General features: G+C 55.7%; 11 protein-coding genes. 10 read left to right on the forward strand and 1 reads right to left on the reverse strand.

The window, feature by feature from the left end:
• Positions 1 to 1,897 precede the first annotated feature (1,897 nt).
• From Q1K76_RS11310 to Q1K76_RS11355, 10 genes are all read left to right on the forward strand, one after another.
• Positions 1,898 to 3,076 carry a DUF1343 domain-containing protein gene (locus Q1K76_RS11310; RefSeq protein WP_300133447.1) on the forward strand — a complete coding sequence of 393 codons (1,179 nt, stop codon included), beginning with the start codon at positions 1,898 to 1,900 and terminating at the stop codon, positions 3,074 to 3,076.
• Positions 3,077 to 3,104: 28 nt separating this feature from the next.
• Positions 3,105 to 4,559 (forward strand): sodium:solute symporter, encoded by a 1,455-nt coding sequence (locus Q1K76_RS11315; RefSeq protein ID WP_300133449.1) that lies wholly within the window; start codon positions 3,105 to 3,107, stop codon positions 4,557 to 4,559.
• A 4-nt stretch (positions 4,560 to 4,563) separates the two neighbouring features.
• Positions 4,564 to 7,050 carry a glycoside hydrolase family 9 protein gene (locus Q1K76_RS11320; protein WP_300133451.1) on the forward strand — a complete coding sequence of 829 codons (2,487 nt, stop codon included), beginning with the start codon at positions 4,564 to 4,566 and terminating at the stop codon, positions 7,048 to 7,050.
• Between the two features lie 98 nt (positions 7,051 to 7,148).
• Positions 7,149 to 7,496 carry a hypothetical protein gene (locus Q1K76_RS11325; RefSeq protein ID WP_300133454.1) on the forward strand — a complete coding sequence of 116 codons (348 nt, stop codon included), beginning with the start codon at positions 7,149 to 7,151 and terminating at the stop codon, positions 7,494 to 7,496.
• Positions 7,497 to 7,576: 80 nt separating this feature from the next.
• Entirely contained in the window at positions 7,577 to 9,883 is a 2,307-nt protein-coding gene (locus Q1K76_RS11330) for a TonB-dependent receptor (protein ID WP_300133457.1), read from the forward strand.
• Positions 9,884 to 10,153: 270 nt separating this feature from the next.
• Positions 10,154 to 10,876, forward strand: a complete 723-nt coding sequence (locus Q1K76_RS11335; RefSeq protein WP_300133459.1) for a hypothetical protein — start codon at positions 10,154 to 10,156, stop codon at positions 10,874 to 10,876.
• Positions 10,877 to 10,887: 11 nt separating this feature from the next.
• Positions 10,888 to 11,415: a DUF3575 domain-containing protein gene (locus Q1K76_RS11340; RefSeq protein WP_300133461.1), complete on the forward strand. Its 528-nt coding sequence runs from the start codon at positions 10,888 to 10,890 to the stop codon at positions 11,413 to 11,415.
• A gap of 15 nt (positions 11,416 to 11,430) precedes the next feature.
• Entirely contained in the window at positions 11,431 to 12,534 is a 1,104-nt protein-coding gene (locus tag Q1K76_RS11345) for a DUF6562 domain-containing protein (protein ID WP_300133464.1), read from the forward strand.
• Between the two features lie 55 nt (positions 12,535 to 12,589).
• Entirely contained in the window at positions 12,590 to 14,596 is a 2,007-nt protein-coding gene (locus tag Q1K76_RS11350) for a DUF6562 domain-containing protein (protein ID WP_300133467.1), read from the forward strand.
• 455 nt (positions 14,597 to 15,051) lie between these two features.
• Positions 15,052 to 21,552 carry an FG-GAP-like repeat-containing protein gene (locus tag Q1K76_RS11355; protein ID WP_300133470.1) on the forward strand — a complete coding sequence of 2,167 codons (6,501 nt, stop codon included), beginning with the start codon at positions 15,052 to 15,054 and terminating at the stop codon, positions 21,550 to 21,552.
• 160 nt (positions 21,553 to 21,712) lie between these two features.
• Here the strand turns inward: Q1K76_RS11355 and Q1K76_RS11360 are convergent, their stop codons facing one another.
• The gene (locus tag Q1K76_RS11360; protein ID WP_300133473.1) at positions 21,713 to 22,699 is read right to left on the reverse strand and encodes a DUF362 domain-containing protein; all 987 of its coding nucleotides are present in this window, start codon (positions 22,697 to 22,699) and stop codon (positions 21,713 to 21,715) included.
• Positions 22,700 to 22,716 lie beyond the last annotated feature (17 nt).

Genomic DNA, 22,716 nt, shown 5'->3' on the forward strand with positions numbered 1-22,716 from the left:
GGAAGGAAGTCAGAAGAAGACAACCTTCCGGCTCTTTTTTTATGCCCTCCCCAATTCCCCGGAGGGCATGCCGAGTCATCCCGTACCCCCGATGCGCCCACTCGGTCATCCCGCGCTTTTTTATAATCACCTTTTTTAGTTTACCCAATCGCCTCCGATGCGGTCACCCAGTCATCCCGCACTTTGATGCGGGATCCAGAGAATATCGGCAAAGGTCATCCCGTACCTTTGGTAAACTTATACCGCACTTTTTTATAATCACCTTTTTTAGTTTACCCAATCGCCCCCGATGCGGTCACCCAGTCATCCCGCACCCCGACGCGCTCATCTGGTCATCCCGCACTTGATGCGGGATCCAGGGAATACCCGCCTTTTGTCATCCCGCACTTGATACGGGGTGACACGGTTCTCGACGCGGCATCCAGGATATACCCGCTGTTTATACCCAAAGAAAACAGCCGGCAGTACCGTCCGGGCCAGTAGGGACGCACGGCCCGTGCATCCAGAATCTCCCTTTTCTTTTCCCGCAAAAGAAAAGGGAGAGCCAAAAGAAAGCTCCCGGCTGATGTCCGAAAGCTGAAAAATGACTGCGAGGCCCGGGGAAAAAGAACTCGCCGGGCTCGCTTTGCAGCAGCCGTTCGGCAGGCTTTACTGCCTCGGGCACTTCGATTGATTCGCCCCGGCTCAAACATCTTTTCCCTTCATTCGTCCCTCTCCGCCATTTTTCTTTCCGCTTTCTCCCATAGGCCGGACTGGGCTACGCGTTTTAGTCATCGCCCCCGACACGGTCATCTGGTCATCCCGCACTCCGATGCGGGATCCAGGAATACCCGTCTTGGTCATTCCGCACTTGATGCGGAATCCAGGAATACCGGCAGGAGCACTTGCAAAATACATTCCCTTTACGTCCCCTTTCTGGACCCCGCATCGCTGTGCGGGGTGACACGGTTCTCGACGCGGAATCCAGGATATAGCCGTGGTTTATACCCAAAGAAAACAGCCGGCAGTACCGTCCGGGCCACTGGGGAGCACGGCCCGTGCATCCAGAATCGCCCTTTTCTTTTCCCGCAAAAGAAAAGGGAAAGCCAAAAGAAAGCTCCCGGCTGATGTCCGAAAGCTGAAAAATGACTGCGAGGCCCGGGGAAAAAGAACTCGCCGGGCTCGCTTTGCAGCAGCCGTTCGGCAGGCTTTACTGCCTCGGGCACTTCGATTGATTCGCCCCGGCTCAAACATCTTTTCCCTTCATTCGTCCCTCTCCGCCATTTTTCTTTCCGCTTTCTCCCATAGGCCGGACTGGGCTACGCGTTTTAGTCATCGCCCCCGACACGGTCATCTGGTCATCCCGCACTCCGATGCGGGATCCAGGAATACCCGTCTTGGTCATTCCGCACTTGATGCGGAATCCAGAAATACCGGCAGGAGCACTTGCAAAATACATTCCCTTTACGTCCCCTTTTCTGGACCCCGCATCACGTGCGGGGTGACACCCTTAGTCATACCGCGCTTTGACGCGGTATCCAGAAATATCTGGGGGAGAGAGTCCCCGTTGTTATTCCTTTTATGCCATGAACTGGACCCCGCATCGATTGTGGGGTGACACAAAAGAAGCGCCGCCGCTGTTATCGGGCCGAGTTGGTCGCAGGCTGCGCCATCGTCGGGGGCTGCGGAACTCGCCACAGGCTCAGACACTCCTCGTCCTCTATCCATCTCTGGCTTGCCCGTTCCCTGCCCGATAAAGGCGGAGTTTTGCGACTCTTCTATCTTTCTTCATGTGGGGCATGGCAATTGTACTTTCTGTATAGTTGATAAAATCTATTAAATATATTTATTGCGGTTGTCTTATTCTGAAAATATGTTTACATTTACAAATAAAATGTGAATTACTTATTTTGAGTGAATGGATACCATGAGAAAGAGATTCCTATTTCTGTTGTTATTTGGTTGTGCACTGATGGTATGCCGGGCCAAGGATAGCCGCGTAGTGGTGGGGGCCGAGCGTACGGGCGAGTATTATCCGGCGTTGAAGGGGCAGCGGGTAGCTGTCTTTTCGAACCACACGGGGATGGTGGGCGACCGCCATCTGGTGGATATGCTGGTGGCCGACGGTGTGAATGTGGTGACGATATTTTCGCCGGAGCATGGTTTCCGCGGCGATGCCGATGCGGGTGAACATGTGGCGGGATCGGTCGATCCCAAGACGGGAATAAAAATCAGTTCGCTGTACGATGGCAAGTCGGGCCGACCGTCGGACGAGTCGATGCACTCGTTTGATGTGCTGCTGGTCGATATTCAGGATGTGGGGCTTCGCTTCTATACTTATTATATTTCGATGGTGAAGTTGATGGATGCTTGTGCCGAGTTTGGCCGCCCGGTGATTGTGCTCGACCGGCCCAATCCGAACGGGCACTATATCGATGGACCTATCCTCGACATGAAGTACAAGTCGGGGGTGGGGTGGTTGCCTATCCCTGTGGTGCATGGCCTGACGCTGGGCGAGTTGGCCCGCATGGTGAACGGTGAGCATTGGCTGCCCGAGGACCGGGTGTGCGACCTCACGGTGGTTCCTTGCCTGAACTACACGCACCAGACGCACTATGTGCTGCCGGTGCCTCCGTCGCCCAATCTGCCGAATATGCGTGCCGTCTATCTCTATCCCTCGACCTGCTATTTCGAGGCTACGCCGGTGAGTCTGGGGCGGGGTACCGACTGGCCTTTCCAGGTGTATGGTCACCCCAACATGAAGGGGTATGACTTTTCGTTTACGCCGCGCAGCGTACCGGGTGCCAAGAATCCGCCGCAACTGAACAAGAAGTGCTATGGCGTGGACCTGACGGGGCTTACCGACGAGGAGATTTGGGCCAAGGGGCTGAATCTCGAGTATGTGATCGATGCCTATCGCAACCTCAATCTGGGCGACCACTTCTTCCGCTCCTTCTTCGAGAAGCTAATCGGTGTGGATTATGTGCGCCGAATGATCGAGGAGGGCAAGTCGGCCGACGAAATCAAGGCCATGTGGCACGACGATGTGGAGAAGTTCAGGGAGCAACGCCGTCCTTATCTGTTGTATGAAGAGTAATAACCGTAAACTTAAATAGCTGAAACACATGACACCCGTAGTTGTCTTAATCACCATTTTCGCTTATTTTATCGTCTTGTTCGGCATTTCGTATGTGGTAGGTCACCGGGCCGACAATCAAGGTTTTTTCGTGGGCAATCGCAAGTCGCCCTGGTATGTGGTGGCCTTTGCCATGATTGGTTCCATGATTTCGGGGGTGACCTTCATCTCGGTGCCCGGTATGGTGGCCGCCAGCGGATTCTCGTATTTGCAGATGGTGCTGGGGTTCATCGTGGGGCAGTTGCTCATCGCCTACGTGCTGGTGCCACTGTTCTACCGCATGAATCTGGTTTCGATTTATGAGTATCTCGAGAACCGGTTCGGCCTCTCGTCGTATCGCACGGGGGCCTGGTTTTTCTTTATTTCGAAGATGTTGGGCGCTGCCGTGCGCCTCTTTCTGGTGTGTGTGGTGTTGCAGATGCTGGTCTTCGAGCCGCTACATCTGCCCTTTATCCTGAATGTGATTTTCACCGTAGGGCTGGTGTGGCTCTACACCTTCAGGGGCGGAGTGAAGTCGCTCATCTGGACCGATACGCTCAAGACGGTGTGTCTCATCGTTTCGGTGATACTCTGCATCTACTATATCGCCAGCGACCTGCACCTCGACCTGGGTGGAATGTGGCAGACGATACGCGGGTCGGAGATGTCGCAGATGTTCTTCTTCGACGATGTGAACGACAAACGCTATTTCTTCAAGCAGTTCCTGGCCGGTGTCTTTACGATGATTGCCATGAACGGACTCGACCAAGATATGATGCAGCGCAACCTGAGTTGCAAAAACTCCAGGGATTCGCAGAAAAACATGATTACGAGTGGCATTGCGCAGTTCTTTGTGAATGCCCTCTTCCTGATGCTGGGCGTGTTGCTCTATGTCTATGCCGCCACCGAGGGGATAGCCGTTCCGCAGAAGAGCGACGAACTCTTCCCGCTGATAGCCACGCAAGGCTACTTCCCGTTGATTGTGGGTATTCTGTTTGTCGTGGGTCTCATCTCGTCGGCTTATTCGGCTGCGGGGTCGGCCCTGACGGCGCTTACCACCTCGTTTACGGTCGATATTCTGGGCGTGAAGGGGAAGAGCGAAGAGCAGGTGGTGCACTTGCGTAAACGGGTACATATCGGCATGGCCGTGGTGATGGGTGTGGTTATCTTCATCTTCAACCTGTTGAACAACACGAGTGTCATCGACGCCGTCTATACGTTGGCCAGCTATACCTACGGGCCCATTCTGGGACTCTTTGCCTTCGGTATCTTTGTGAAGGCACAGGTGCGCGACCGTTATATCCCGCTGGTGGCCATCGCCTCGCCGGTGCTCTGCTTCATTCTCGACCGCAATTCGCAGGCCTGGTTCGGCGGTTATTCGTTCAGCTACGAACTGTTGATTATGAATGCCCTGTTTACCTTCATCGGGCTGTTGCTGTTGATTAAGAAACCAGTAAAAGCATAAAGACATGAAAAAGATTGTCGGGGCTCTCGTGGCGGGAGCGCTCTCTCTCGGTACGGCCGTCTGGGGCGGCGAGTGGATACGGGTGAACCAGTTGGGCTATCTGCCCGCTTCGCCCAAGGTGGCCGTCTATATGAGCGACGAGGCCATCGACCTCGAGTCGTATGCGCTGGTCGACGATTGTACCGGTCAGGAGGTGATGCGTTTCGACACCCCTCGGGCTGCGGGCCTGTGGGGCCGGATGCAACGCATGTATCGGCTCGACTTCACCGCCTGCAATCGGCCCGGTACCTATCGGCTGAGGGCCGGCGATGCCCTCTCGCCTCGCTTTGTTATCGGCAATCGGGTGTACGACGGCACGGCCGACTTCATCCTGCGCTACATGCGTCAGCAACGCTGCGGCTTCAATCCCTTCGAGCGCGACAGCTGTCACACCCACGACGGCTATATCGTCTATCACCCCACCCGCAGTGGCCAACACATCGACGTGCGGGGCGGCTGGCACGATGCGAGCGACCAGTTGCAGTACGTGACCACCTCGGCCAACGCCACCTATCAGATGATGTTTGCCTACCTGAAGAATCCCGGAGCGTATGGCGATGCCTACGATGCCAACGGCCTGCCCGGGACCAACGGTATCCCCGACATCGTCGACGAAATCAAATGGGGGCTCGACTGGCTCAACCGTATGAATCCGTCGAAAGGCGAGATGTATAACCAGATAGCCGACGACCGAGACCACAAAGGGTTCAAACTGCCTTCGCAGGACGAGATAGATTACGGTTGGGGCAAGGGGCTGGGACGTCCCGTCTACTACTGTTCGGGCGAGCCCCAGGTGCGGGGCGAGTTTACCAACGCCACCACCGGCGTGGCCAGTACGGCCGGCAAGTATGCCTCGTGTTTTGCGCTGGGGGCCCGGGTGCTGGCCGACTTCTATCCCGCGATGGCCGATACGCTGCTGGCCAAGGCCCGCGACGCCTATCGTCACGGTGTGGAGCATCCTGGTGTGTGCCAAACGGCATCGGTGGTTTCGCCCTATATTTACGAAGAGTGTAATTGGACCGACGATATGGAGCTGGCTGCTGCTCAACTCTACCTCTCGACCGGCGAGCCGCAGTTCCTGAACGAGGCGGTCGAGTATGGCCGATTCGAACCGGTAACCCCCTGGATGGGGGCCGACAGTGCCCGCCACTATCAGTGGTATCCCTTTATCAACCTGGGCCATTATCACCTGGCCGGGGTGGCCGACAGCCGCGTGAGCCGCGAGTTTACCCGCAACCTGCGCAGCGGCCTGGAGCGGGTGCGAGAGCGGGCCGAGGGGAATCCTTTCCTCAACGGGGTGCCGGCCATCTGGTGCTCCAACAACCTGACGGTGGCCGTGGCTACCCAGTGCCGGCTCTATCGTGAGTTGACGGGCGACGACCGTTATCGCGAGATGGAGGCAGCTCTCATCGACTGGCTCTTTGGCTGTAACCCCTGGGGCACGAGCATGATTACCGAGTTGCCCTTGTGGGGCGACTATCCCATAGACCCTCACACGCCACTCATAGCGTTGGGGGTAGGTACGACCGTGGGCGGACTGGTCGACGGGCCGGTCTATGCTTCGATATTCAACAACCTGCGAGGGGTTCGTCTCTCGCGCGAAGACCCTTACGCCCCGTTCCAGTCGGCCGAGATTGTCTATCACGACGACATGCAGGACTATTCGACCAACGAGCCCACGATGGACGGCACGGCCAGCCTCAGCTATCTGCTCTCGTCGTTGCAGCAGGAGGGAGCCGAGGCCGCAGGGCCCGACCGCAACGAGTATGCCTGTGGCGGCATTGTGCGCACCGACCGTTCGAAGCGGCAGATTTCGCTCGTCTTCACGTCGGCCGACAAGAACGATGGAGCCCGGCGTATCCTCGAGACCTTGCAGCAGTGCGGTGTGAAAGGCTCGTTCTTCTTTACGGGTGAGTTTTACGAACGATTTCCCCAAACCATCGAGCAACTCATGAAGGCCGGCCACTACGTGGGGGCACACAGCGACGGGCATCTGCTCTACTGTGCCTGGGAGCGTCGCGACTCTACGCTGGTAGACCGGCAGCAGTTCGAGAGCGACATGCAGGCCATCTACGGCCGCATGAGCCGGGCCGGTATCGACCCGTCACAGACGCGCATCTTCGTGCCGCCCTACGAATACTACAACGAGACCATCGCCGCCTGGGCGCGGGGCATGGGGCTGCGCATCGTTAACTTCACCCCCGGAACCTGGACCAATGCCGACTATACCACCCCCGACATGACCAACTATCGCAGTAGCCGGGACATCTACAACCGGGTGATGGAGGTCGAGAAGCGCGAGGGGCTCAACGGCCATATTCTGCTCTTCCACCTGGGGACCGATGAGCGTCGCACCGACAAGTTCTACGACCGTTATCTCGAGCGGCTCATCCGCACCTTGCAGAAGAGGGGTTACACCTTTGTCGCCTTGCCCGAAGCCGTGGGGGAGTGAGATACCTGATTGTAGGTAAATATGGACCTCTTTCTGCCTGTCGTATTGGATTGTAAGATAAAAAGCCCTACCTTTGCGTCTTTAATAATCGAAAGATTATGAACAGGCTGCTCCGTTCCATAGCGAAATACTTTCTACCTGTATTGTTTATTTCATATATAGGTTGCATTTCGCTGTTTACCCACACGCACGTGGTAAACGGGGTGACCATCGTGCACTCGCACCCCTACAATCCCAAGGCCCATCACGGCCACACCACTACCGAGTTTCAACTCATACACGCTTTGTCGCATCTCACTACGACCGAGCCGTCGGTGGGGGTGCTGCTTTCGGCTGTGCTGTTTGCCTTTTCGTGCCGGTTGCTCTATCCGGCTACCCGCTTCGTACGCACACTCAGGCAGTGGGGGGCTCACGGGTTGCGTGCTCCGCCCGTTTCGATTCTGTAAAATAAGAGGAAACAGAAGGTTTACTCCTGCTCTTGGCGAGTGGGGGATGGATGAGTCTTAACTATTCAGAATCGAAAAAAATGAAGAAATACATTATTTTATGCGTGATATGCCTGTGGCATATCGGCGTGAGTCGTGCCGAAACGGCAACTCAGAAAACATTGGATATAAACATTGTGGGCCATGTGCTCGACAAGCATACGCGGGAACACCTGCCCTACATCACGATTTCGTTGAAGGGGACCACCGTGGGGACGATGACCGACGGTTCGGGTCACTACTTTCTGAAGAATTTGCCCGAGGGCGATTTCGTGCTCGAGGCCTCGTCGGTAGGTTATGAGACGGGCCGGCAGAAGGTGTCGCTGAAAAAGGGTGTGACGCTGGAGATCGATTTCGAAATCGAGCCGAGTGACGTGGCACTCGACGGCGTGGTGGTTTCGGCCAACCGCAGCGAGACTACGCGGCAACTGGCCCCTACGCTGGTCAATGTGCTGAACATAAAGACCTTCGAGAATACCAACTCCGGCACGTTGGCCCAAGGGCTCAACTTTCAGCCGGGTGTGCGGGTCGAGAACGATTGCCAGAACTGCGGCTTCCAGCAGGTGCGCATCAACGGGCTCGACGGTCCCTACACACAGATACTCATGGACTCGCGTCCCATCTTCAGTGCCCTGTCGGGGGTGTATGGCCTGGAACAGATTCCGGCCAACATGATTGAGCGGGTAGAGGTGATGCGGGGCGGCGGTTCGGCCCTCTTTGGGTCGTCGGCCATTGCGGGGACCATCAACATCATTACCAAGGAGCCGTTGCGCAACAGCGGTTCACTGGCACACACGATTACCTCGATAGGAGGTAGCGGCAAGTTCGAGAACAACACGTCGCTCAATGCCTCGCTCGTGACCGACGATAACAAGGCGGGGCTCTATGTCTTCGGGCAGAACCGGCAGCGTGCCGGTTACGACCACGACGGCGACAGCTTCACCGAGTTACCCGAGCTGAAGGGGCAGACGCTGGGATTCCGCTCTTACCTGAAGACCAGCAACTACTCCAAGCTCACGCTGGAGTATCACCACATCAACGAGTATCGCCGGGGTGGTAACCTGTTGAACCGTCCGCCCCACGAGGCCGATATTGCCGAGCAGTTGAACCACTCGATCAACGGGGGAGGACTCAGCTACAGCCTCTTTACTCCCAACGAGAAACACCGTATCAATCTCTACGCTTCGGCCCAGCATATCGACCGCGACAGCTATTACGGCACGAAGCAGAACCTCGATGCCTATGGCGAGACCAACGACCTGACGGTGGTGGCCGGTGGACAGTATATCTACAGTTTCGACCGCTGTCTCTTCATGCCGGCCGACCTGACTGCCGGTATCGAGTATAACTACGACAAGCTGCGCGACGAGATGAAGGGCTACAACCGCACCACCCGCCAGGAGGTGCATATCGAGAGTGCCTTCCTGCAGAACGAGTGGAAGAACGACCGCTGGAGTTTCCTCGTGGGCGGACGGCTCGACAAGCACAACCTTATCGATCACGTTATCTTCAGTCCCCGGGCCAATGTGCGTTTCAACCCCACGCCCAACGTCAACCTGCGGGCCAGCTATTCGTCGGGTTTCCGGGCTCCGCAAACCTACGACGAGGACCTGCACGTGGCTGCCGTAGGGGGCGAGGGGACTATCATCCAGCAGGCGGCCAACCTGAAGGAGGAGAAGTCGCACAGCGTGAGCCTCTCGGCCGACATGTACCGCCGCTTCGGAGCCTTCCAGTGCAACCTGTTGCTCGAGGGGTTCTACACCCGGCTCAACCATGTGTTTGTGCTCGAGGAGGTCGGGTTCGACCAGACCCACAACGCTAAGGTGAAGGAGCGCCGCAACGGCAAGGGGGCCGAGGTGGCCGGTGTGACCGTCGAGGGCAAGGTGGCCTATCTCTCGCTCGTGCAGCTGCAGGCCGGTGTCACCTGGCAGCGGAGCCACTATACCCAGCCCGAGCAGTGGAGCGACGACGAGTCGGTGCCTGCCGAGCGTCGTATCTTCCGCACCCCCGACTGGTATGGCTACTTCACCGCCACCTACACCCCGGTGAAGCCGTTGAACATTGCCCTCTCGGGAACCTACACGGGTTCCATGCTGGTACAGCACATGAAGGGCTACATAGCCAAAGATGTGGCGGTGACTACCCCCGACTTCTTCGACATGACGGCCAAGGTGTCGTATGACTTCTCGCTCTACAAGGCCATCACGTTGCAGGTCAACGCCGGTGTGCAGAATATCTTCAACGCCTATCAGCGCGATTTCGACCAGGGTAAGGAGCGCGACTCGGGCTACATCTACGGTCCTTCGATGCCCCGCAGTTATTTTGCCGGTATGAAGCTGATGTTCTGAGGTGATTATCAGTTAGATTCATAGTTCTTATTCAAAGGGCTGTGTCCAAATTTTTCGGTTTGGGCACAGCCTTTTTTAGGATTGAAAGGCAGGGATTGTAATAGAACCAAAAAGGATGGATAGATTTTCTTGGTTTATTTTGTATATTTAATAATATTATACTACTTTTGTAATCTACATATTTAAATAGTCAAAAAACTAAAATATTCCGACAGTGGTTATACCATAAGAACACGGAAAAGGGGGATATGCAACGATAACTAATCAATTATGAAAAGGGGGGTGCTGTTATCCATATTGGGCGCATTGACGATAGGACTGCTTCATGCGCAAGAGGCTCGGGAGACCGCTTTCCCCCGAGCTACCTATCCCGATTATGTTGTATTCTTGCCTCAGAGCGAGATTGACTCGGTCTATTATTCCCACAATACATCGATTATCCCGGTTGTCTTTCGGGTCAACAAGTACAATCTGGTACCCAATCGCCAGCTCGACAGTATCGTGCAGGTGCTGCGCCGGATGCAGGTCGATCCGGCCGTGCGCATAGCCTGTGTGTGGATAGGCGGTAGTGCCTCGCCCGAGGGCCCCAAGGCCTGGAACTACAAGTTGGGCGAATACCGTTCGCAGGCGTTGGCCCGCTATCTGGCCGAGGAGGCCGGGTTTCCTCGCGACCAGATGGAGGTGGTGAATCTGTGGGAAGACTGGTATTCGTTCGAGGTTGCCCTGGAGCACGGGGCACAGATACCTCACAAGGACGAGGTGATGGAAATCTTGCGTACCGAGCCCGACAACGAGCGGCGCAAGCAGAAGATAATGGCACTCGACAAAGGGTATACGTGGCATCGGATCATTCGCGATGTCTTCCCGCCTTTCCGCAATGCCCGCATGGCCATTGTCTGTTACGAACAGCCTCGCGACCTGCCGGCCGAGCCCCAGCTGTTGCCGCTCTGCGACGGCATACCGGCCCCCGGCCCGTACAGCCGGCGGCGGTAAATCCCGTATCGGTGGCCGAGCCCCGCAAGTGGCACCTGGCCGTGAAGACCAACCTGCTCTTTCTGGCAGCCGCCACGGCCAACGCCGGGGTAGAGGTGGAGTTGTGGCCGCACGGCACACTCGATATACCGGTATGGTACTCGCCCTACGACATTACCCCCACGCGCAAACTGCGTTTACTGGCTACCCAGCCCGAGCTGCGCTGGTGGCCGGGCCAGGTGATGCAGGGCCATTTCATCGGGTTGCATACCCATGTGGTCGGGTTCAATGTCGCCGTCAACGACAAGGGTCGCTACCAAGACCCCAACCATGCGTTGTGGGGCATGGGTCTCAGTTATGGATATGCCCTCTCGTGGGGCAAGCAGAAGCAGTGGGGCGTCGAGTTCAATATCGGTGTCGGGTTTGCCGAGTATGACTACGATGTATATCAGAATCGGAAGGACGGGCAACTGTTCCGTTCGGGTTCCGATTTTTACTGGGGAGTAACCCGGGCCGGAATCAGTTTGTCGTACAAGTGGGCTTTCCCCCGCAAGAAATAGGAGGGTAAGAGTTCTATGAAAAGGAATCTGTCTTATATAGCAATACTTATATGTCTCTTGTCGCTGGGGGTTACAGCCTGCGATGAGACCATACACGAGTATCCCCGCACAAACGAGGTATTGGTGATGGTTGAGTTGAATGCCGACCGCATGCCTCCCTTCTATTATAAAAGTATGATTTACGACGAAGAGGGAAACAGCACCGTGCAGGAGCTTCCGCATGTGTCGGCAATGCCCTACGTCCCCGACGAACGTCTGTGTGTCCGCTTTATAGTCGAACTCTACAAGCTGCCGTCGGCCGGAGCCTCGGTCGATAAGGGTATCCTGGTCGATCGGCGGGAATTTTCGACCGATCGGTTGGCTCAGCCTCCGCAAGATACGCTGGCTTTCCAGTTGCCTCAGGGCTACTACCGGGTATTGTCGTGGGCCGATTATGCCCCCGAAGTCCGGGTGAGTGAATGGCATTTCGATACCCAGCAGTTGAATGCCGTGAGAGAGAATATAGACCACACGCCAATGGTCAATCACCATAAGAATGCGGCAGCGGGTAGTTGCGACTTCTCGGTAACCGTAGGGCGATATGGCGAAGAGATTTCGGTCTCTACGCCGGGCAGTACGGCGACGGCAACCCCTTCGGGAGAGCCGCTGGTGCCGGTCTACATGGAGCGTCCTTCGGCCCGGTTCCATCTGTGGGCGACCGACTGGAACGAGTTTTCGAAAAAACGCAGTCGGGCTTCGGTCAACAACCTGTTGGTGCGAGTCGTATATAAACAATATGTAGGGGTAGGATACAATGTCGAGAGTGGTATGTTGAATGCCTTTATAGAGTCGCGTACGATGGAGATGATGCCGCCCGACGAACCCAGCGGCGGTGAAGTGCTGCTGGCCTATGACTATGTGTTGGCCAACGACGGTCGCGAAGATCATGTGCTTGTCGATATATTTATCTATAACACGGATGGCGAGGAGATAAACCACTATCAGAATGTAGATATACCGCTCTACCGCAACCACGAGACCGTGTTGCGGGGACCGTTCCTGACCAAGAAGATAGGTAGTGGCGATATAGGTATCGACGACGATTTCGACGATGAGTTTGTGGTGGTCATACCCGATTGATTTGATTGGAATAGAAAAGACAGTTTAGTTATATTATAATTTTAATAGTTCTGTTATGAGAAAGTATCATTATTTAATGGGAATGGTGTTGCTGGGACTGGCAACCAGCTGTTCCGAAGTGATGGATGAGCCGGGATTGAACCCCAACGGCGATGAGATAACGCTTCGCTTTGAGGCTCCCGAAGCTTTACAGATTACGCGTGCCGTACCGGGGACTAACAGTGGTCAAGGGGGATTGGTGAATGTAGACTGGAGTCAGTATGACTTGCGTTATCAGGTAGCCGTTTACTCCGAAGACGGTTCTACGCTGCTCGCTGAGCCTCAGTTGAAGACGGTCGATACCTACGGACCGGTTACCTTCAACTTCAGACTGACGCCCAACAATACCTACAAGTTTGTAGCCTGGGCCGACTTTGTGCGCCAGGGCGAGACGGCCGACTTGCACTACAACACGGCCGACTTTACCCGCATTGCCATACAGGATAGTGTGGATGCCCAGTTGAATGACGAGAGCCGCGACGCCTACTTCCTGGCCAAGAATGTGGCCGTGTCGCAGACCTTCGGTGAGACGATGACGTTGAAGCGTCCGTTTGCCAAGCTGCGGGTAGTGACTACCGACTGGGGCTCGAGCGGTGCCAAGATGCCCGACAACTTCAAGGTTTCGTATCACGATTGCACCCGGTTTGTCGAGCTGAATGCCGTGACGGGCGAAGCCTCGGGCGGTGCCGATGCCGACGCGTCGGTGGTCTATACCGCCACCTTGCCGCAGGATGCCTCGGGCGATAAGTTCTACGAAGGGGGCTACGACGCCACGGCCAACAACCGTACGCTGTTTGTCGACTACCTGATTGCCAATGATGTGCAACAGGCCATTCACTTCAGTGTAGATTGGTTGCAGGGTACGGAGTCGATTCTTACCAAAGACTTTACCACCAACATACCCATACAGCGCAACTACCTGACGACGATTCTGGGTAATCTGCTCACTGTGGGCGGAAGCATGACCATCAATATCGAAGAGGGCTTTGTAAACGAGTGGATCGACGGTGCCGAGTGGTGGCAATCTTCGCCCGTGACTCCGGTGCAACCCGCTCTGGAGGAGACTCGTAATGGCGGTCAGACCGTGAGAGTCTATCGCATCAGCACCCGCGACGAGTTTGCCTGGTTGCCCGACCACATCTACGACATGGTTACCGAGACCTATACCGATGCCGACGGCACGGAAAAGAGAAGAGCTACCGTTACGACCATTCTTCTCGAGAACGATATAGACATGAACGGTGTGGACTGGAAACCCATCTATACCACCGGAGAGAACACCTATACGGTCGACGGTCAGGGCCACGTGCTGCGCAACTTCTCCATGAACGGACAGTTTGGCGCCGTGTATGAATACAAGTTGGGCCCCTTTGTGCTTTTTACCTATCATGCCTACACCGGCGTATGGGGTAAATTTGAGGGTGTGATGAAGAACCTGACCTTCGAAAACATCACCATCAACGGTTTGGCCAACAGTGAGGTCGATGTCGATACCGACGGTAACCCCGTAGACCACAGCAAAGAGTATGCCTACTTTGCCGGTTGTATCGGATACACCGGAGCCAATTACAGTACGGTGGTAAATATCGAGAACGTACAGGCTCGTCACGTGCGCATCAAGGCCTCCGACGGTTTGCAGACCCAGAATGTGGGCGGCCTCGTCGGTTGGATTGGTGTAGGTGGCGGCAATACTTGGTTGAAGAATTGCTCGGTCGATGATGTGACAATAACCGGTTATCAGGCCGGTGGTTTGGTAGGTCAAGTGGTTGGTGGCCGCGGTGTGGCATTTACCAATTGCAGTGCCGAGAACGTGATCATGCGTATGCGTGGTTTCGCAAGGTGGTCGGGCTTCATCGGCCAGTTCAACGATGGTGCCGGCTCTAAAATCGAGCATTGTACCTACCCGACGAATGTGCAGTATATCGACGATGCTACCGGTCTCGTAGACGAAAGCTACGAACCTGCCAGTCCTTACTATGGCTATTGCGGCTACGGCAAGACTACGCCCACGATTGTCGAATGAACGCAAAAAGACCTCGGGTCAAACCCGAGGTTGTGGACCTGTCGAAACTCATATTTTATGGAGATGACCGTATAATCTGAACCCGGTCTATCCTCATTGATTATAAAAAAGCCTCATCATGCTCCATTCCGGGGTAATGATGAGGCCTTTTTTTATGTGGACTCCTTTTTTTTGTAACGCCTGTGAGGGGAGTGCCTGGAGAATACATTTTGATGGATTGACGTTTCTTTTGTTGCATTGACGCATCTTTTTGTTGTATTGACTCCTTTTTTTGACAGATTGACGCGAAACTAAACTATTATTATGATAATTTCGAGAAAAATGTATCAATAAAAAATAAAATTGAATTTATGAGGGCGAGATTACTTTGGATTTTTATGCTGGTGTTGGGAATGGCACAGGCGCGAGTCGTGACTTTTACTCCGGAATCGGCAGCTGGAATGAACGGCGAGTTTATGATTATGCTTGATGATTTGGTTGTGATGGAGGTATCGAACGGTTCTTGTTCGTCCGATATGCTTACCCTGCGCAACAACGGGGCCACACTCTCTTTCTCGTTGAACGATCCCACTTGGTCGGAGATCATTACGAACATACACATCATCGTGGTAAGCGGCGACCCGGCCAACCGCATCAGCGGGAGCGGATATGTAGCTTTGGGCGAGACCGGTGTATGGACCGGTGAGGCTATGAATGTAACTCTCACAAACAATGCGACGGACTGGGTAGGCATCAGCAAAATCGTGGTGTGTACCAATGGTTCGGAGTGGGGAGATAACGAAGACGAGCCGCTCGGCGATGAGGGAACGTATGTGTTTGACTGCTATGGCACAATCGATGGCACCGATTCGCTGGTGGTCGATACCCAGATAGCCACCTTTATCCAGCACAAAGGCGATGGTTCGGACGAGCCGGCCTATACCATCCCGTGGCGTGTATATGCCGATAACACGGTGACGATACGCATGAAGGAGGACTATGTGCTGCGAAGCGTGAAAATCAAGTTGGCGAGCGGCTATGGCGACCCCAAGCTCGAATATTCGGAGGAGGCCACCGAATCGTATGTCGACGGGTATAAAACCATTTCGGACCTTCCCCAGAACTTGAAAAGTTTTACCATGACCAACGTGGGCTCGCAAACCCGCTGGCAGCAGATAGAGATTGGTTATGGCAAATGGAATGATGATATAGTGGTTAAGGTGCCGCGGTGGGTCGATTTCGGTACTTTCAACACCGGTAACAGGAATACCCGCTACATTCCCGTGCTTGCGTGGAAAGCCACGACGATTACGGGTGCGAGCATCTCCGAGCCGTTCTCCGTGATTGACTTTACCGCGCCAGTTTCGCTGGGAGAGAACGAGACCTACTCCCTGCCGCTGAGTGTGTTTTCGCAAACGAAAGGTACTTTTGCCGACACCTTGCGCATTACTTTCCCCGATACCGTTTGCAAGGTAGCGGTAAAGGCTGAGGTCGTCGATGGTGTGTTCGGAGCATCCGACGGGGCTTTCCCCGAGAGCCTGGGGTATCTCTACGATGCGAACGACGACGGGCGCATGGAGTATTTCCGTGGGGCATATCCCTATGTGGAGCAATACTCGTACGACGGATCGCTCTTGTCATCGGTCTACACGGGGAATTATCTTTTCTCGCTCGACGATATGGACGGTGACGGCAAGCTCGAAATCGTGTGCAGCCAGAGCAATGATGGAGACAACCCGGGCAGCGTCTCGATTCACGGGCTCGACGGCCGGGTGCGCACCTCCTTCCCCGTAAGTCTGGACGGCGGTACCTACACCGTCATGCTCGATGCCAACAGCGACGGGCGCCCCGACTTCTATTTCGAGGACTACGACAACGACCGTCATCTCATCTATTACCAGCAACCCGACGGCTCGTTCGTGAGCAAGGAGATACGCATACTCGAAGACCCGAGCGAGATCGAAAATGCCATGTTCGGCCAGTATGGCGCCAATGCCACGGTGACGAAGCCGGTCAACTTCAGCGGCGTGTCGCTGGCCAAGAAACCGCCCCTGCGGCAGCAGAAGGGTTCGGTAGCCGCCAGTGAGGTTATCCGCAAGGCCCGCTCGGCCGAGCTCTTCTATGGCAATACCTCGCCCACGGCGGTCGATGTCAATCTCGACGGATACCCCGACCTGCTGAACCTGAACAACGGCAATGCTCTGCTCAGTATCGGCGACGGCACCTATTATTACGGTTCGTTCGAGGGGCAGACTACGGTGAAGGACCTCAACGGCGACGGCATGCCCGATTTCGTCCTCTACGACGAGGATAGCCGCACGGTGACCCTCTTCCTCTACGAGGGGAACAACAGTTTCAAGAAACAAGTTCTGATGCAGAACTTCAACATCACGGGCATCTACACCTTCGACTTTGACCACGATGGCGATGTGGACATTCTGTTGCCATTCGACTATACCGATTCTTCGCAATACGCCTACTTCGTATTCTTCGAGAACCAGGGCAACAACGAGTTCAAGAAGCGGGAACGCTCGTTCGACTACGGCCGTGCGCTGAGCTTTATCGGTGGAGGCGATGTGGACAACGACGGGCTTTTCGAGGTGGTAGCGCGCGAGGAGAAGAACATTTTCCTCGTCGACTGCCAGAAGAATTTTGAGATTGGAGCCGAGTCGGGAGTCATTGCTACGGTACCCGACCCGAAGAGCTATCAGTATGAAGGGGATTACCTGTTTAATTTCGGCGATTTTGACAACGATGGACGAACCGAATGGTGGGGCGGCGTGAACTTCGAGACCGGCTGGTCCCTCGCTACACCCTACAGCGTTCGCGAGTCGGGCCGGTTCGATGCCGACCGGCTCAACACCGCGCCCCAAAAGATGACCGCTCCTTCCTATGTATACGATGCGGCCATCGATATGTTGCGCGTCGAATGGGCGGCAGGCAGCGATGCCGAGAACTCGGCCTGCGACCTGAGCTACGCCTTGCGCATCGGTAGCGAACCGGGCAAGGGCGATGTGTGGTATGCCTACGCCGATGCCGAAGGCCGCCGTCTGCGCCCCGGCCAGGGTAATGCCGGTTACAATACCTATGCCCTCGTCTCTACGGCGGGTTGGGCAAAAGGTACCTATTACCTGGCCGTGCAGGCTGTCGATGCCAACGGGCTGGGCGGAGCCTGGTCGGACGAGGTGACCTTCGACTACTCGGGGCTCTCCGCTTCGTTCCAGGCCTCGGCCAATCAGATGTATGTGACGGACACGCTCACCCTTTTCACCGTGGCCGACTACGATGTCTCCCGCACCTATATCTGGGATCTCGGCGATGGCGGCCGTGAGGTGAGCCGCGAAGGCAACCGCTGGCAGGTGGTATACGACCAGGCCGGCCGCAAGACCGTCAGCCTCTCGGTGACCGATGCCGACGGCCTGATGGCAAACAGCGAAGAGGTATCGTTCGAGGTCTATCCCTTGCGCTGGGTAGCCGACTCCATATCCGATCCCGGAGATTACTGGAGCTATTCGACCTATTCCTCTGCGGGGCGTTATTTCGACATCGACATGAACGGCTCGCTCGATGTGGTGGGCAGTGCGGTAATCAATTCGGAACAGTCGCTGACGGGTGTCTTCTCCAACGAAGAGAACAACAACCGTTTCAAGAAGGTGGGGCGTACCTATAACTCCGACCTCAATCCCGATCTGGAACGAATCATACCCATCGACTTCAACATGGACGGTATCCCCGATTTCATGGGGAATACCAACAAAGGCAACCTGTTCATCAACGAGGGCAGTTTCGATTTCACCTATTCTACCGAGACCTATACGGTGCCCCCGAAACAGAGCACATACGATAAAGAGATTACCGAATATGACTTGCACGATATATACAGCCGTTTTGACTTCGACAACGATGGTTATCTCGATGTAGCCTATGGCGGATTCCACTATCTTCGGATAGGTATCAACCGGGGCGACAACCTCAGTTTTGACCGGCAAACCCTTCCCGACCCCGATTCCGATGATAATATCATATGGAGCATGGGGCAATGGATCGATTTCAATCGTGACGGGTATATGGATTTCTGGTATCGTGAGGCCGATGATGCTCAGAGGGTTACATGGCGGTTTATTGTCTATCTGAACAATGGCGACGGCACATTCGAGCGGAAACAGGTATATGAGACCCCATATTGGGACTCCGACTTCTCTCCCTTCTTCTTCGACTTGAACAACGATGGCTGGCAGGATATCATATGGAGCGTTATGCCCGACTACGACGGGGGCGTGTTGGAAACGGGCAGCACCCATATCGTATTGGGCGATGCCTCGATGTCCTATGTGGGTAGGGAGGAGATAGTTCTCGACGGATACGCATTCAACGGAGAGTTTTTCTGTTATGGCTGCGGTCACGAAAGCCGACGCCTGTATGACGTCGACAACAACGGCTGGCTCGACCTGCCGGTGATGGTGGCCGACGGTTTCAGAACAAGTGCAAGTGGCTACGTGTCCTTGCAAACGGCCACGGGTCTGCTTTATCTTTACCCCGATTGGGAAACCGTGTTTGAAAAAGGGGCTGAATCTCCTGTCGACGAAATGCCCTTTGCCGACCTGAACGGCGACGGTCTGCCCGATGGAAACGAGACTATCATGGTATCCAAACATACAAACACGGTCCCCGAGGCCCCGAAGAATGTGCGTGCCGTGCAGACCGAAGAGGGGGTGCTGCTGCAGTGGGACGATGCCCGCGATGCCGAGACTCCGGCCGTACACCTGCGCTACAACGTGAGCTTGAAGCGCAAGGGGGCAACGGGAGCGAACAGTTATGTGATTTCGCCCATGAACGGCGGCAGCGATTTGGCGGCGGCCATACCGGGCTATCGCGGCTATCGCACCTGCAACCGCATGGTGGTGCCCACCCGACGGTTTGAGGTGGGGCAGGAGTATGAATTGAAGGTACAGACCATCGACTTGTGGAATGCACACTCGCCCTTCTCCGAGACCTTCACCTTCCGCATGGAGAGCCAGGTGAGCATCGACGCTCCGGCCGAGACTTGCACCGAGCGTGTGGTGACCGTGACCTACCAGGGTACCGAGAGCGGTACACCGCAGTGGTCGGCAGGTGACGGCGGCGAGCTGCTCGAAGCGAATGGCAATTCGGTGGATATGGTGTGGAGCACATCGGGTGTGAAAACCATCACGGTGACCGTGGGAGGCATCACTTCGGAGCGCAGTATCAAGGTGAATGAGGTGCCCGATTTATCGGTAGACTTCCCCGAGGCGATATTGATTAAGGCTACCGCACATTTCAATCTGCCCGATCTCTTTGGCGACCCGAGCAAGCACACCTATCTGCGCGCTTCGTTCTACCGCGGTGGACAAGAGAATTTGCCGACAGGCAGTTACACCCAGGACAGCGACCCGATAGCTTACACCGAGGGCACCTTCGCTTTGGCCCAGAAGTCGGGGTCGACCGAAGCCCGCCTGGTATTGCTGGAGGCCGGACGGTACTGGATGGATGTCTGCTACGACGACCCCGTGTGCGGGGAGATGAGCGAACGGTTCTGGTTCGATGTGGTCGATGTGCAACCCGAGATAGCCATCGTAGGTGTCGATGGCGGCAAGAATGTGGTACAATGGAACGTAGAGGCCGCTCAGGCTTCGGGTGTCGACTTTGAAACGGTGCGCATCTACAAGGAGACCGGCTCGACCAACAACTTCGTGCTGGTAGGCGAGGCTGCCCTGACCGAGGGCCGCTATGTAGACCCGACCTCCGATCCTATGGTGCGCAAGAGCCGCTACACCATCGACATGTCTACCGCCGACGGCATGACCTCGGGACGCAGCCCGGTACACGGCAGCGTGCATATCATGCTGAACCAGGGTATCACGCCCAACAGTGTGAACATCGTGTGGACGGCCTACGAAGGTGGCGTCGTTGACCAATACACCATCTTGCGCGGCTCGTCGCCCGATGCACTCGAGGTGCTGACTACGGCTTCGGGCTACGAAACCAGTTACACCGACCAGGCGAAACCCGACGGCGAGGTCTATTATGCGTTGCAGTATACCAATCTTTACAGCGATGCGTGGGGACAGGGCGCCGCGGGGAAGAACCTCCGTCGTGCCACCCAGGAGCAACCGTCGTTCGAAGGCCGTTCGAATGTGGTGAACGGCAACCAGTCGGTAACGATTTCCATGGCCGAATCGCTGTATGTGATGGTGCTGGAACCCAACGGAACCCTTACTCCCGAGCAGACGACCCTGCATCTGTATGCCGAAGTGCTGCCGGCTACCGCCACCTACAAGCGGGTGAACTGGCAAGTGCTGTCGGGTAGCGATCTGGCCGAGTTGGATGAGTCGGGCGTACTGACCTATACAGGCAATGGCGCTAACGGTACGGTGCGGGTACAGGCTTCGACCATCGATGGCTCCAACCTCCAGGTGGTGAAAGATATACCGGTCAGCGATTTCGGACAAGGTGGAGATAACGTGCCGGTAAGCAGTATCTACATCAGTGCGCCCTACACGACACTTACTCCCTTGAAAAACAGTGTACAGTTGAGTGCCGAGGTGTATCCCACCCATGCGACCGACCAGAGAATCCGCTGGATGGCAGTAGGTGACTCGCCGGTAATTCTGGTGTCGAACACGGGCCTGGCCGTGGCACAAGGCATGAACGGCGTGGGCACGATACGTGCCGTCGCCTTGGACGGCAGCGAGGCGTATGGCGAGATAACCCTCACGGCCTCGGGCTTCGAGTCGGGGATAGATGACGCAACGACCGGCATACGGGTGTACAGCTACAACCGCACGCTGTTTGTGGAGAATGTGGAGGGGCGCTCGCTCGACCTCTTCGACCTGACGGGCCGTCATGTGAACCATGTGGAAAAGGCCGAGGCTCAGGAGGCAATCAGTAGTTTGGATGCCGGCATTTATCTGCTGTACATCGAGGGCGACGGCTGCCGCAGGGTGATGATAAGATAATCGCTCGGAGCTGTCGTGGCATGACGTTGCACGACCGGCCGCTTGCCGATTGAAATTTGAAAAGAGAAATCCTCCTGTTTTTAGTCCTGTAAAACAGTTCGGGCTAAAGGCAGGAGGATTTTTGTGTGAAGAGGGTCTCTGTGTAATCTCGCAGAATCCGTCAGTCGAGAGTAATCAGTTCGTAGGTCTGGGTGCCCAGTCCTATCTGCTCGCCATACTCGAGGGTGTGCATGCCGTGGCGCGAGTCGATGCGCTCGATCAGGTGTACCTTGCCGGGGTCGTTCGAGGCACGCACCAGGTCGGTGCAGGCTTTGTCGAGGGCCACGGGGTCGAGCGAGGCCAGTATGCCGATGTCGCCCATCCGGGGCGCTTCGGGCGAAGCGTCGCAGTCGCAGTCGACCGAGAGGTTGTTGGCTACGCTGATGTAGAGAATTTTGTCGCCGCAGTGGTCGGCTACCGATTTGGCCGCTTCGGCCATCGACTCCAGAAAATCGTCCTGGGCAGGCAGGTTGCTCCAAGGGTTACTTTTGGTCTTCCCGGCCGAGTGTATCCAGGCCTTTCCGCCCGACGAGGCGATACCTATCGACATGTTTTTGATGGCTCCGCCGAATCCGCCCATGGCATGCCCCTTGAAGTGCGAGAGGATGATGGTGAAGTCGTATTGCGGGTAGTGAGCCCCCACATAGTTCTCCTTCAGGTGTTTGCCTCCCTGCACGGGCAGTGCAACCTCACCCTCGGCATCCATGATGTCGACCGGAGCGATAGCTGTGAAGCCGTGGTCGGCAGCTGCCTTCAGGTGGCTTTCGGTGTCGGCCCGTCCGCCGCCATAGGCGGTATTACACTCGACAATGGTACCGTTTACCTTTTTCACAAGCGGTTGAATGAGAGAAGGTTGCAGGAAGTTGTGCCCGCCCGGTTCACCGGTCGAGAGTTTTACGGCCACTTTGCCGGTAGCTTCGCGGCCCAGGGCTTCGTAGATTTTGACCAGATTCTCCGAAGAGATCTCTTTGAACATGTACACGCGAGCAACCTGTTGCTCTCCCTGGGAGGGCTGTTGCTCCTGATTCTGAGCCTGTGTGCTGCAACTGATGCCGGCCATGACCGGGAGAAATGCCCACAAGGCCATCGAGATGAATTTGGATTGCATAGGCTGTATTGTTTAGG

Origin of the sequence: uncultured Barnesiella sp. (assembly GCF_946496565.1) — a bacterium.
Lineage (GTDB): Bacteria > Bacteroidota > Bacteroidia > Bacteroidales > Barnesiellaceae > Barnesiella > Barnesiella merdigallinarum.